This window comes from Ruegeria sp. CDSB113 (genome assembly GCF_059611045.1).
This window is the reverse complement of record NZ_JBXWOU010000015.1, coordinates 1-13,091: the sequence shown is the minus strand read 5'-3', so window position 1 is coordinate 13,091 and position 13,091 is coordinate 1. Positions and strand designations below refer to the sequence as shown.

The window sequence follows — 13,091 nt, the reverse complement described above, 5'->3', positions numbered from 1 at the left end:
CAATAACCTAACAAACCACTCACTATCCCGGGCTAATAATCAGCCCGGGATACCCGAACCTTACGCGGGACACTCATGGAACAAATACTAGCAAACGGCATCTATCTGGGCGCGCAATATGCGATGATCGCCCTTGGACTGACGCTGATATTCGCCCTGATGAACGTACTGAATTTCGCTCACGGACAAATGTATGTTCTAGGTGGTTTTGTCACCTATACATTTTACGGCCAACTGGGGTTGCCGTTTGTGGTGGCGCTGTTGGCGTCCTGCATCACCCTTGCGGTGCTTGGCGCATTGATCGAGCGTTTTCTGTTTGCGCCGGTCATACGCCGATCTTCGCGCGAGGAAAGCACGATGCTTCTGGCGGCAGGTTTGGCGTTCTTTTTTGACGCGGTTATCCTGCTTGTTTTTGGCGAGAAACAGCGCGGAGTCCCCAAAATTGTTGATGGGGTTTTCAATTGGGATTTCCGATTGATCATGCCCTATGATCGCATCCTGATCTGCGTTCTGGCCATTCTGTCGATCGTCTCGTTCATCCTGTTCATGCAATATTCCAAAACTGGTCGAGCACTGCGGGCACTGGCGCAGGATCGGACGGCAGCGCAATTGATGGGCGTCAACGTCGCCCGGTATTCGATGATCGGGTTCGCGCTTGGCGCCATGCTGGCCGGTCTGGTTGGTGGATTGCTGGTGACCATCACGGGCGTCAATCTTGGCATGGGCGGGCCGACTTCGATCAAAGCCTTCATGATGGTGATGATCGGTGGTGCGGGGGTGATATCCGGCGCAATCGCAGGTGGGATCATTCTTGGGTTCCTCGAAGCCATCGGTCTGGCCGTCCTCTCGCAATATGGCGACATCACCTATCTGCTGATCTTCGTATCGCTGATGATATTCCTTGCCATCCGTCCGCAGGGGCTGATGGGCAAGCCGTGGGGATAACGCAGTGCCGAAACTCAACATGATCCAATGGGCCGGTGTGGCTATCTTCCTACTGGCCGTTTTCATCGCAATACCTGGCTTTATCGCGGCTTCCGGACGGTCCGACCTGTATTATACTCTGACCTCGGTGGCGCTCTTGTCTATCGCCAGCGCAGGGGTCTGGCTCACCTTCTACATCGGGCGCATCAATATTGGGCAGGGGGCATTTGCCCTGATCGGGGCCTATGTGTCGGCCGTTTTAGTGACAAAAGCAGGCATGTCATTCTGGCTGTCACTGCCGCTGGCGGGACTGTTCGCCGCCGCTGTGGCGGTTGTGATAGGGGTTCCAATCCTGCGCCTTAGGGGTGTCTACTTCGCCATGATTTCGCTGGTGCTGACACAGGTGGTCACGCTGACTGCACTGGCATTGCCAATCACAAACGGCGCCAAGGGCATCACTTCGATCCCGTTGCCCGGCAGTGTGTCGGTATTGGGGCTGAACCTAATCCCGGATTTTGCGACACTGGAAAACCCAAGGTTGGCTTTCTACTACGCTGCCAGCGTGCTGATGGTACTGACCTTCGCAGCCATGTACCGGCTGGTGAATTCGAGGCTTGGCCATCTGTGCCGATCGATGCAGCAGAACGAGGAGCTGGCAAGTTCTATCGGCGTCAATATCTCGTACATCCGGGTCATCGTGTTCGCGATCTCGTCCTTTTTGGGCGGTATTGGCGGGGCGATGTTCGGCTCAATCGCGCAGTCGGTCTATCCCTCTAGCTTTCAGGTCGCCGATAGTGTGAATTTCATGCTGAACTGCTTCCTTGGCGGGCTTGGCTATGTCTTTGGTCCAATGCTGGGCACGCTGGTTCTGTACTTTGGTTGGGATCTGCTGTTCGAGCTCGGCCGCTTCCAGCTGCTGGCTTATTCCAGCATGTTGATCATCTTGATGCTGTTTCTTCCCAACGGCCTGCTTAGCCTTCGGCTGCCTGGAAAGAAGGAGGCCGACAAATGAGCCATCTTCTGGAAGTTCGCCATGTCACCAAAAAGTTCGGCGGTCTGACCGCCAACAGCGATATTTCTTTCAACGTCAATGAAAACGAAATCCTGTCGGTGATCGGTCCGAATGGCGCCGGTAAAAGCACCCTATTCAAGATGATCTCGTCCTTTCTACCCACGACGGCAGGGGAAGTGCTGTTTAAGGGCGAGAGGATTTCGAACCTGAAGCCTCATGTGGTGGCGCGTAAGGGAGTTGTCCGCACGTTTCAGGAAACGACAATCTTCAAGTCGATGACTGTGCGCGAAAGCATCATCGTTGCTCAGCATTTGCGGGCCCGTGCCTCATTGGCGGGGTACTTCTGGGGCACGAAGACAGCGCATGAGGATGTCGATAGCTTTGGGCAATATGCCGACGATCTGATCGACTTCCTTGGCATGACGGAAATCGCCAATGAGCAGGCCTCGAACCTGCCACAAGGCAACCTGCGGGCGCTGGGGATCGCAATTGGTCTTGCCACTGACCCCAAGGTCCTGCTGTTGGACGAACCTTTTGCTGGAATGAACCACGACGAGACCATGAAGATGGTCAATCTGGTGCGAAAGGTGCGTGATGACCGAGGTGTCACCGTCCTTTTGGTGGAACACGACATGCCTGCGGTGATGAATATTTCCGACCGGATTGTTGTGCTGAATTTTGGCGAAATGATCGCCGAAGGCACACCTGCTGAAATCCAGAACAACGAAAAAGTCATCGAAGCATATCTGGGCAGCGCAGATGACGAGATCGGGATCTGAGCCATGACAAAGATGTTGAATTTCAAGGATGTCGAGCTCTACTACGATCACGTCTATGCGCTGAAAGGTGTGTCGATTGACCTGGAACAGGGTGAAACGGTTGCATTGATCGGCGCAAATGGTGCTGGCAAAAGCTCGATCCTGCGGGCGATTACCGGGCTGGCCAAGGTCAAATCCGGGTCGGTTTCTTTCGAGGGTGAACAGATCGATGGGGCCAATCCGGCCGACATCGTATCCAAGGGCATCGCCATGGTGCCCGAAGGACGCCGCGTTTTCCCCTACATGACCGTGAAAGACAATCTGCTGATGGGGGCGTTCACCCGGTCGGATAAGGCAGGTATCCATCAAACGCTGGAATCCGTACTGGAACGGTTCCCGCGTTTGAAAGAACGCTATTCCCAATCGGCGGGCACACTGTCAGGTGGCGAGCAGCAGATGATGGTCATCGGGCGCGCACTGATGGCTAAACCGCGCCTGTTGTTGCTGGATGAACCATCGTTGGGCATTGCGCCCAAACTGGTACAGGACATTGCTCGTTCGATTGTGGCCATCAATCGGGACGAAGGCGTTTCAGTGCTGCTGGTGGAACAGAACTCGCGAATGGCTTTGTCGATCTCGCACCGGGCTTACGCGCTGACCACCGGGAATGTCGTGATTTCAGGAAATTCCAAGGAACTTCTGACCGATCCTCGGATCAAAGCTGCCTATCTGGGCGGAGAAGTGTGAGGATGTTGTGAAACTGCTTGTCGTCAATCCCAACACCACAAATTCCATGACCCGAAAGATCGAGGCTGCGGCGCGGGCGGTCGCGCATGCAGAAACCGAGATAGTGGCCGTCAACTCGCAAGATGGCCCGGCCAGTATTCAGGGATACCTGGATGTTTCGACCTGTGTGCCGGGCCTATTGGACGTCGTTTCGCAATATCCGGACGTGGATGCAATCGTGGTAGCCTGTTTCGACGACACCGGCGTTGATGCGGTGCGCTGCGTCACGTCTGCCCCAGTGATCGGCGTTGGTGAAGCCGCCTATCACGCCGCATCCATGATCAGTCCAAAATTTAGCGTCATTACAACATTGTCCCGGTCGCTTGCAGGGTTAGAGGCGAACCTGTTGCGCTATGGTCTGGACCGCCGATGTGTTCGGGTGCGGGCTTCGGATGTTCCGGTTCTGAAGCTTGAGGAAAACGACCCGAAGACCGTCGACAAGATACGGGCTGAAGTTCGGGCGGCGATTGATGAAGACAGGGCTGAAGCCATCGTTCTGGGTTGCGCGGGGATGACGGACCTCATGTCGCAACTTTCAGAAGAGTTCGGCCTGCCGGTCGTCGATGGTGTTGCCTGCGCCGTCACTTTTGCAGAAGCCTTGGTGAAAGCCAAGCTAACGACCTCGAAGCTTTGTTCCTACGCGTGACGAGTGATTGCCATGGTTCGAAACGAACGGCGGAACGAGCGCGGCAAACGGCCCGTCTGGATGACACTCAGAAAGGTGATGTCCAAACCGCGCCTTGGGCGGCTCTGCTGGCTTGCGGGCCGCTAAAATGTTTGCCGAGATCAACTTCGATGCGCTTCAGATCGCTTTGAATCGTCGGATCGACAAAGAACGCGCACTGATCTTGCTCAATGATGTTTTTCAAGAATTTCCGCCTGACCATATCAATTGGAATCGGGCGGCCGAAATTGAGTGCCGGAGGTGGAAGAACACCGCTTGCAGGATCACTTCTTTTGGAAAATACACGCCCTTGAATATGATTGTCGCGGTTAGCCTTTGTCTGAATCCGTAAGGCCTTTAGCACGATTGCCTCACCTCAGTCAGACAGGTAAAAATTTTGCAACAAAGTCATTAAAGATCACGGTTTCTGACGACGGGCAGAATATTTTGCACACCCAAGGTTGTGATTAAAACGCAGTTTCCACCAATCCCAAAGGCACTGACGTCAAACAGTCGCCTCAGTTGTTGTGCTCGACACTCAGGAAAACCAGTGTGCGCTTCTCTTGGCTCTTGTCTTTTATGGCAACCCGATAGACACGAATTCCGGCGTTCAATTCTCTAAGTTCATAGCTGTCTGGGTGATTGACCTGCCTATCAATCGGAGCAGGCGTACCGTCTCGACAACGCATTACTTCAGCCCATGTGTCGTGGAAGTAGTTTGTGGCCCTTTCGCTTCTGAACTGAAATTCCCAATAACACGAAACGCCGCGGGAATTACCCAAGCCATCGAATGGCTGGCATTCGGACCCAACAGGCGCAATCCCGGTGTCATCATAGCTTTCAAGTGCAGAAATTTGTGCGCATTCGGCAGCCAGTCCAATGGTTGGTTGAACGAACACAACCGTCACAAGTGAAAGCCAAAAACACACCGAGACACTATTGTGAGGTTCGATATCGGACGCTGGAGCGCGGCAGACAGAACTCCTGTTGCCGTGCAGTTTTAGCACGGCAAACAATCGCATACGTTGCGCCCGGACGGGAGATTCCCTGTGACCAATATTTTTGTTAAAAAGTCGTCATTCTGCTGCATCAGGAACATCAACAATTGAATAGTTGCCCTTCACTCGTTCCTTTTTTGGGTCAAAATGCGGGAAAGGCACGACTTTGGCTTTCAGGCGCTTTTGCTGGCCGTCCAGTTGCCCGATTTCAATGTCAGCTCCGACGACGGCATGAGTGACCGAAACCCGGCCTAACGCAATAACCTTGCCCAGAATGGGTGATTTCATCGCGCTGGTAATCTCTCCAACTTGCGCCTTCCCTACACGAACACAGTCGCCGGGCGAGGGGACCGTACCTCCCTCAACCTCGAAACCAACCAGTTTGCGATGAGGATGGGCCTTGCGTTCTTCAATCGCTGGCCGCCCGATAAAATCGTCGGGCTTTGATTTCAGTGGTACGGTGAAGCCGATGCCAGCCTCGAAGGGATCGGTTTGATCGTCGAATTCGGACCCGGCAAAGATCAAGCCACCTTCGATCCGCACCATATCCAGTGCCGAAAGTCCAAGCGGAGCTATGCCATAGTCCTGGCCAACCTCCCAGACGCGATCAAAGATCTCAACAGCATCTTTGGGATGGCAGAAGATTTCATATCCCAGCTCACCTGAATACCCGGTCCGAGAAATTACGACAGATGTCCCCTGCACATCATCAACCCGAGCCACGGTAAGCCGGAACCATGGCAGTTCTTCGATCGTCGGTTGCTGAGGCGGTGTCCAAAAAATCTTGGAAAGGATGTCGCGACTGTACCGCCCTTGAACCGCAATGTTGTGCAATTGATCAGTTGAATTGCGCACCCAGACATTCATATTGCGTTTGAGGGCCTGTTCCTGCAGCCACAATCCGCTGGTATCATTCCCGCCGATCCAGCGGAAATTCGTCTCACCCAAACGATAGACGGTGCCGTCGTCGATCATGCCGCCGTGCTCATAGCACATAGCCGTATAGACGACCTGACCAACGCTCAGCTTTTTCATGTTGCGGGTTACGCAAAGCTGCAACAGCTCTTCTGCATCGGGTCCGACAACTTCGTATTTCCGCAAGGGGCTGAGGTCCATAACCGCAACCTTGTCGCGGCAGGCCCAGTATTCGGCAATCGCGCCGTGATTGGTCATCGTGTTGGGCAGCCAATAGCCGTTATATTCGACGAAATCACGGGTGTGCCGTGCAAAGCAGTCGTGAAATGCAGTTTTCTTGGTTTCTTCCACATCCGCCTCCGCAGATTTTCTATAGCCGTAGGATCTTTTGAAATCCTCGGTCGCCTTGTAGGTTCGCACCTGAATATCGGTTGGATTCCAGCCATTTGCTGGATCAATGTCGCAGGGACAGCCGGTGCTGACGCAGACCAGATCTGTCAGCGCGCGCAGCAGGACGAAGTCACCGGGGCGCGACCAGGGGTCGTCCATGCCAATGGCGTTGGTGTCGTCCAGCATCGTGTTGAAAAAGAAGTTGATTGCAGGCCAACCACCACGTGGTTTGATGCCATACTGATCCAAGTCTTTATTGATGTTGTCCGAGCAATTCACGTGGCCAGGGTAACCGAGATCTTCATAATACCGCGCCGTACAGGCAAGGCCAAACGTGTCATGGCGTCCGCACGTATCCTGAACGATCTCTATCAGAGGTTCCTGATCTACTGACCAATACTTCGAAAAAATCCCCGGTTTTGGATACAAGCTGCCCATCAGGCTACGCGTTGTTGTGGGATCAATCTCGCGTTCGATCCCCTGATCCAGTGCCCGTCGGCTGAAGGCCTGAAAATCCGAGCACTCACGCCCGCGAATATCGACAATCTGGATGAACTCGCCAGCCTTGACCTCGTACGAGTGGGCATTGCCCGGCTGAATATTGAAGTCCTTGAGCGGATCGGCCAGCGGTTCGGGTGGTCCCACATCGGGTTTTGCCAAACCGGGTGCAGTGCGCTGAATGTACAGGATGATATCTGTGGGAGGGTTGTTATCTTCTGGACGCATCGCCCTGCCGGGCGCAGCCACGATCAGAAGACCATCACATTCAGCGACGAAATGCACCATGTCACCGGGGCGCGACCCGTCGGTAAACGCCCGGATCGCGTCACCTTTTCCGATGTCAAATCCAGCAACTTCTAAAGCGCGTAGTACGTTCTTACCGGACGGTGATCCATTTGCCAGCGTCGCAATCAAACCATCCGGGCGTCCATGTCCCAAGGCACCTAGCATGGCCGCATCAGAACTCCGGTTAGGGGCAAAGAAGACCATCTCGGCCTGTTGCATCCCGTCGCGGTCCAGCAAGGTTATCGTATCGCCTTTGGAAACCGGAACAGCGCGCGACCCCATTCCGGGGACCGGGTGGCGTTCCGTTCCATGTGGCAGGATCGGAAGGCCGGGGGCCAGAACTCCGCTGCGTTCGAACGGGACCTCAAATACAGGTTTTACGTTCATCTCCGAAACTCCGGTTAATCCAGCCCCAAAGCGCGCTTGCGCTTCTCGGCCCAACTGCTGATTGCCATGTCAAAGGTCAGCGCCATCAGCGACACGTTCAGACCCAGCACAAAGTTCTTGCCCAGTTCGGTGCCCGCCAGTGTTCGCTGAAGCTCCTGCCCCAGATCCTGCGTGCCGATGAAGGCGGCAATGATAACCATGAAGAAGGCGAACATGATTGCCTGATTAAACCCGACCGCCATTGTCGGCAGTGCCAGCGGAAATTGCACCGACATCAGCTTTTGCCGACGGGTCGAGCCGGACATGTCTGCCGCCTCGGTCATTTCCGGCGGTACATTACTGAGGCCAATAATCGTGTACCGGATCAGCGGCACGGCGGCGAAGATCAGGATTGAGAACACAACTGCCACATCATTGACCCCAAACAACATGATCGCGGGGATCAGGTAGATGAAGCTTGGGAAGGTTTGCGCGGTGTCGCAGGCCAGTAGGATGCTCTTGGACCAGCGGTTGGAACGGGCTGCAACAACGCCCAAGGGGATACCGATCATAGTCGCCAGCGCGACTGCCGAAATCACAGTATAGAGCGTGATGACCGACCGATCCCACCAGCCCGAGAACGCGACAATTGTAAAGAAGATTGCAGCGTAGATGCCGGGCTTTCGGCCACCGACCCAATAGGCAAAGGATACAACCAGCAGGATAAAAGCAGGCGTCGGAATGGCGAGTAGCGTATTCCGGAACGGGATCAATACCTTGACGTTAAGGAACCAGCGCAGCCATTCGGTTGTGCCCTTGATCGCGTCTATGGCCAGGAACGACTTGATCACCACGTCGATTTCCTTGCCCTGGCTTAGATGCTGCTTGCGACCAACTTCAGCCAGGATCGGAAACACCTGGGCCAGCAGAGTAAATGCAACAAACAGACCTAGTGCGACTAGCGAAATCTGATGCCTTTTCCACCAAGGTGTCCCGCGTTCGAAGTGCACCGGCTGCTTGACGACCAAGGCCTTCGACATCCGATCCAGCGTGACAGCCAAAAGAACAATGGTGACACCAATCTCGAAAGAACGGCCCAGTTTGAAACTACCCATCATCGCCAGCAGTTTCGCGCCAAGACCGGGCATTCCGATAAAGGCGGTCAGAACAACCATCGCAAGACACAGCATGATCACCTGATTGACGCCGACCAGAACCTCGGTGCGCGCGGCCGGAACATAAACATGGCGCAACATCTGCCATTTGGTACATCCAGACATCTGACCTGCTTCGATCACTTCGGGGCTGACTTTTTTCAGGCCCAGCGTGGTCATCAGGATCATCGGAGGGATGGCAAAGGTAATTGTTGCGACGGCCCCAGCTGTCGGTCCGACCTTAAAAAAGATCACTGCTGGCAAGAGATAAGTGAAGAATGGCAGGGTTTGCAGCACGGACAGGATGGGCTTCAGCAACCGCTCGAACCAGCCGTATTTCCAGGCCGCGATGCCCAGTACCAGACCCAGCAAGAAAGCCAATGGTGCCGCAACCACGATGACGGACATCGTCTGCATGGCGATTTTCCACTGTCCGATTGCGGCGGTCCAGATAAAGGTTCCCGCACCCAATGCGGCCAACCGCCAGCCACCCACGGCATAGCCGACGACGGCTGCCACAGCAGCAATTGCGGACCATGGGATCGGGCCCAGATAGGGCCAGCGTCGCTTGCCTTCCAAAAGGTTCGCCGATGTATCCAGCAGAAACTCTAGCGGGCCTTCTGCAATAAAGCGGGTGACATAGATCAGACCGAGGTCATTTTGGATGAAGTTGAAAATCTCATCCAAAACCTGCGCCGTTGGTGGGATTGCAGCCTCAGGAATGCGATTCAGCCACTCGGGCAGAATGCCAATTGCCTTAGCCAGGATCAGTGCAATAGCGGTGACCAGCAGCGCGGTTAGGACTTTGGTTTGCCCCCACGGACGGTTCGTTGTGTCCGATATGTCGGTGGACAGCGTCGCCATCATTCCGCTCCAAGCAGAACATTCAACGCGGTGTCACGTTCCAGAACCCCGGTGACAACGCCTTTGTCATCCGCGACCGGCAACAGGATGCGTTTGTCATTTACCAGTACCCGCGCCAATTCGTGAATAGTCGAGCCGCCATTGATCGGCGCGCCTTCCAAAGCATGACCATTCACGGGCTTTGCAAGCCCCTTCGCATGAACGACCCGGGCCTTGTCGACATCTTCGGTAAATTTGGCCACATACTCGGTGGCAGGGTTCATCACGATCTGGTCGGGGGTGTCACACTGTTCGACCGCGCCATTGCGCATGATAGCAATCCGGTCGGCCAGGCGCAGCGCCTCATCGAAGTCATGCGTGATGAAGACGATGGTTTTGCCCAGCATCTCTTGCAGACGCAGGAATTCATCCTGCATTTCACGGCGGATCAACGGATCTAGCGCCGAGAAGGGCTCATCCAGAAACCAGATATCCGGCTCAATCGCCAGTGATCGGGCGATGCCGACCCTTTGCTGTTGACCGCCGCTGAGTTCACGCGGGAAATATTCTTCCCGACCTTCAAGGCCAACCAACTTGATGACCTCCAGTGCGCGTTCGCGCCGGTCGTAGCGATCTTGCCCGCGCATTTCGAGCGGAAAGGCCACGTTGTCCAAAACCGTGCGATGTGGCAACAGACCGAAGGATTGGAACACCATCCCCATCTTGTTACGGCGCAGCTCAATCAGCTCGCGCTCGCTCAGGCTCATGATGTCCTGACCGTCAACCTCGATCGTTCCACCTGTAATGTCGTGAAGGCGCGAAAAACACCGCACCAACGTGGACTTGCCTGACCCTGACAGGCCCATGATGACCAGCATCTCGCCACGGGCGACCTCAATCGAGACGTCCTTGACTCCGGCGATGTACCCATCCGCGCGGATCTCATCGAAACTGCGGTCAGCGGTCAGAGACTTCAGATAGCTCTCTGGCGAGGGCCCAAACAGTTTCCAGACGTTTTTGGCTGAGATGACAGGCGCTGAGGCGGACATGGCTGCCTTTCTTTCGTGTTGAGCGCGGCCTTGCATCGCTGAGATGTTCAAGGCCGCGCCAGTTTCGGTGGATGCAACCGGATTATGTACTGCAGGCACTGATCCAAGGATCAATGACGGCGCGGTTGGCGTCCAGCCATTCTTCGGCTGCTTCTTCCGGCTCGAGCTCATCAGTGTCGACCAGCTTCGCCATCTCAGCAATCTGCGGGTTGGTGAAAGAAATCTCGGTCAGGGCGCAATACGCGGCCGGCCACTTGTCTTTCATGCCATCCCAAGCTGCCTTTTTCAGGTAACCCTTGGCAGGGTTGCCACAGTCATACAGCGCTTCCGGATTGGGACCCTTGGCTGGATCCTTGTCGCAACCATCTTCCCATGCTGGGAACTCAACGAACTCACCTGGCCAAACAGCTTCGGCGAAGTTTGGCGTCCAGTTAAAGACCAAAACCGGCGTTTTGTCGGCCTCTGCTGCGCCAATTTCGGCCCAAAGGGCTGCGGCTGAACCTGCATTGATCACTGTAAAGTTCAGATCCAGTGCTTCGGCGCGTTCTTTACCATGCTTCAACCAGTCGACCGGCCCATCCAGATATCGGCCTTTGTCGCCGGTTTCAGCTGTCGCGAACAGGTGCGCGCAGTCGTTCAGAGCTTGCCAGTCCGGCAGGCCCGGGCAGGATTCCTTGGTCCACATCGGATACCACCAATCCTCGCGCGTGACCGCATCGTGATCGCCCGCATCATGCAGACCACCTTTTTCCAGTGCCGCCCGATAGGATGCACCAAAGGCACCTTCCCAGACTTCCATCTCCAGCGCGACATCGCCCAAACGTACCGATTCATAGACGGCCTGACTGTCGGTGGTGACATATTCTACGTTGTTGCCCATCTCTTCGAAGATCAGGCCTACAACGTTCGACATCACGATCTGGCTGGACCAGTTGTGAATGGGGATTACGATCGGGTCGCTGCTGTCTTCGGCAGCCGCGCCAGTTCCCGCTACTGCTGCCAAGGTTGCAGCAGAAAGTAGGTTTGTAAGTTTCATGTTTGCTCCCTGAGTGACATTCATTTTTGAGTTGAGGACTCTTCCGGCCCCGAATTCATGCATTCTGCCCAAGATCGTCTAATGTGCAGAACAGAAATTTGAGGGGCTTTGACCATAAATTCTTGAGGCTAATCCGACTTTTTGCTATCTTAACAGACAGTTGCCTGATCGAATGTTGCCAGATGCGGGCAAATGTTTTCGATCGCGCCGTCGTCCAGCTCGGGAAAAGGCCCCCAAATGCCAAAAAAAGCGCCAGTCACCGGGAAAGTCTTGCCGCCGCTAGACTATTTGTTGGCATTTGAAGCCGCTGCCAAGGCACAGAGTTTTGCGCAAGCCAGCAAGGTGCTGAACATCTCAGAGACCGCAATCAGCCGCAAAGTGCGCTTGCTGGAACAGCACTATGACGTGCCCTTGTTTGTAAGGGGGCATCGTTCTGTTTCCCTTACTCAGCAGGGTGCCATCCTTCTGGCAACCGTGGAAAAATCACTAGACCTGATGCGGGATGTCAGCCGCGACATGCTGGCCAAGCATCAGGCCAATACGGTTTCGATCTCGGCGACCAATTCTGTTGCGTCTCTTTGGCTGATGCCGCAACTTCGCAAGTTCAACAAGTCCAATGGCCGTATCCGTATCTCTTTGGTGTCTTCTGACAGTGACGCAGAATGTCTGTCAGATTCTATGGACCTGACAATTCTGCGAGGGGATGGCGACTGGCCGGGGTATGAGGCAAAGCTTTTGTTCGGGGAAACCGTTTTTCCGGTTTGCAGCCCCGAGTACCTAAAAAGCAATCCCAATGCGGCGGATCTTTCTGCGCTACCGGAACTTGACCTTATTGAAGTCACCAGCGGGCATGCCGAATGGATGACGTGGCGTGCGTGGTTCAGCGGCAATGGTGTATCAACATCATCAATGGAACAGGCTGTCGCGTTCAACACCTACCCATTATCCGTACAGGCAGCGGTTGATGGGTTGGGCATTGCGTTGGGCTGGGCCCATCTTGTTGACCCATTGCTTGAAAGCGGCGCTTTGGTCAGACCAGTCCAGGGTGCATCGGTGCGAACTGAGTCAGGATATTACCTGCTGAAAAGACCTTTCAACAGTGCTTTTCCAGAGCAGTTGATAGTCGAAGATTGGCTGCTGGGTCTTAGTGAAGGTCGGAAAAGATACGCCTGAATTGGGTTGTTGGTGGCTGGGCATTGATGGTGAGTTTGGCAACGGGCTGTTTGACCACTACAACTCGCGCATTGACCCAAGGGAATATTTATTTACTTTAAAGAAAAAACGAATCTGAGACGGTACGCACCATTCCGACCAAAACGTTGTTAGACTTTTCCAACCGGGGGTTTTGCCCAATGAGCTATAAATCGGACATTGAAATCGCGCGCGAGGCGCAGAAGAAGCCTATTCAGG

12 protein-coding genes are annotated in these 13,091 nt (G+C 54.7%); 6 read left to right on the top strand and 6 right to left on the bottom strand.

The genetic code is table 11. The annotated features are described in order from the left end of the window. Positions 1-75 precede the first annotated feature (75 nt). Genes AC2FIS_RS20010 through AC2FIS_RS19990 form a run of 5 tightly spaced genes read left to right on the top strand, consistent with a single transcriptional unit; the run spans position 76 to position 4,126 of the window. Positions 76-945 (top strand): branched-chain amino acid ABC transporter permease, encoded by an 870-nt coding sequence (locus AC2FIS_RS20010; protein WP_496721392.1) that lies wholly within the window; start codon positions 76-78, stop codon positions 943-945. Positions 946-964: 19 nt separating this feature from the next. Then, the gene (locus AC2FIS_RS20005) at positions 965-1,936 is read left to right on the top strand and encodes a branched-chain amino acid ABC transporter permease (protein WP_496775161.1); all 972 of its coding nucleotides are present in this window, start codon (positions 965-967) and stop codon (positions 1,934-1,936) included. Continuing rightward, the gene (locus tag AC2FIS_RS20000) at positions 1,933-2,715 is read left to right on the top strand and encodes an ABC transporter ATP-binding protein (protein WP_113788694.1); all 783 of its coding nucleotides are present in this window, start codon (positions 1,933-1,935) and stop codon (positions 2,713-2,715) included. Before AC2FIS_RS20005 ends, AC2FIS_RS20000 begins: the two co-directional genes overlap by 4 nt. Positions 2,716-2,718: 3 nt before the next feature. Further along, complete coding sequence (locus AC2FIS_RS19995) at positions 2,719-3,441, top strand: ABC transporter ATP-binding protein (RefSeq protein WP_496775073.1); 723 nt, start codon at positions 2,719-2,721, stop codon at positions 3,439-3,441. A 7-nt stretch (positions 3,442-3,448) separates the two neighbouring features. Then, entirely contained in the window at positions 3,449-4,126 is a 678-nt protein-coding gene (locus tag AC2FIS_RS19990; RefSeq protein WP_113788696.1) for an aspartate/glutamate racemase family protein, read from the top strand. 67 nt (positions 4,127-4,193) lie between these two features. Here AC2FIS_RS19990 and AC2FIS_RS19985 read toward each other — a convergent pair whose 3' ends face one another. From AC2FIS_RS19985 to AC2FIS_RS19960, 6 genes are all read right to left on the bottom strand, one after another. Then, positions 4,194-4,508 carry a hypothetical protein gene (locus tag AC2FIS_RS19985; RefSeq protein ID WP_496775072.1) on the bottom strand — a complete coding sequence of 105 codons (315 nt, stop codon included), beginning with the start codon at positions 4,506-4,508 and terminating at the stop codon, positions 4,194-4,196. Between the two features lie 154 nt (positions 4,509-4,662). Then, positions 4,663-5,166: a hypothetical protein gene (locus AC2FIS_RS19980; protein ID WP_496775071.1), complete on the bottom strand. Its 504-nt coding sequence runs from the start codon at positions 5,164-5,166 to the stop codon at positions 4,663-4,665. A gap of 54 nt (positions 5,167-5,220) precedes the next feature. Further along, positions 5,221-7,620 carry a trimethylamine N-oxide demethylase gene (locus AC2FIS_RS19975; RefSeq protein ID WP_496775070.1) on the bottom strand — a complete coding sequence of 800 codons (2,400 nt, stop codon included), beginning with the start codon at positions 7,618-7,620 and terminating at the stop codon, positions 5,221-5,223. A gap of 14 nt (positions 7,621-7,634) precedes the next feature. Further along, entirely contained in the window at positions 7,635-9,617 is a 1,983-nt protein-coding gene (locus AC2FIS_RS19970; protein WP_496775069.1) for an ABC transporter permease, read from the bottom strand. After that, positions 9,617-10,645: a quaternary amine ABC transporter ATP-binding protein gene (locus AC2FIS_RS19965; protein ID WP_496775068.1), complete on the bottom strand. Its 1,029-nt coding sequence runs from the start codon at positions 10,643-10,645 to the stop codon at positions 9,617-9,619. The genes AC2FIS_RS19970 and AC2FIS_RS19965 overlap by 1 nt, the downstream gene beginning before the upstream one ends. Positions 10,646-10,727: 82 nt before the next feature. Continuing rightward, entirely contained in the window at positions 10,728-11,681 is a 954-nt protein-coding gene (locus AC2FIS_RS19960) for an ABC transporter substrate-binding protein (RefSeq protein WP_496725134.1), read from the bottom strand. A gap of 291 nt (positions 11,682-11,972) precedes the next feature. On the opposite strand from AC2FIS_RS19960, the gene AC2FIS_RS19955 reads away from it, so the two are divergent. After that, positions 11,973-12,854 (top strand): LysR substrate-binding domain-containing protein, encoded by an 882-nt coding sequence (locus AC2FIS_RS19955; RefSeq protein ID WP_496775067.1) that lies wholly within the window; start codon positions 11,973-11,975, stop codon positions 12,852-12,854. The last annotated feature ends 237 nt before the right edge of the window (positions 12,855-13,091 follow it).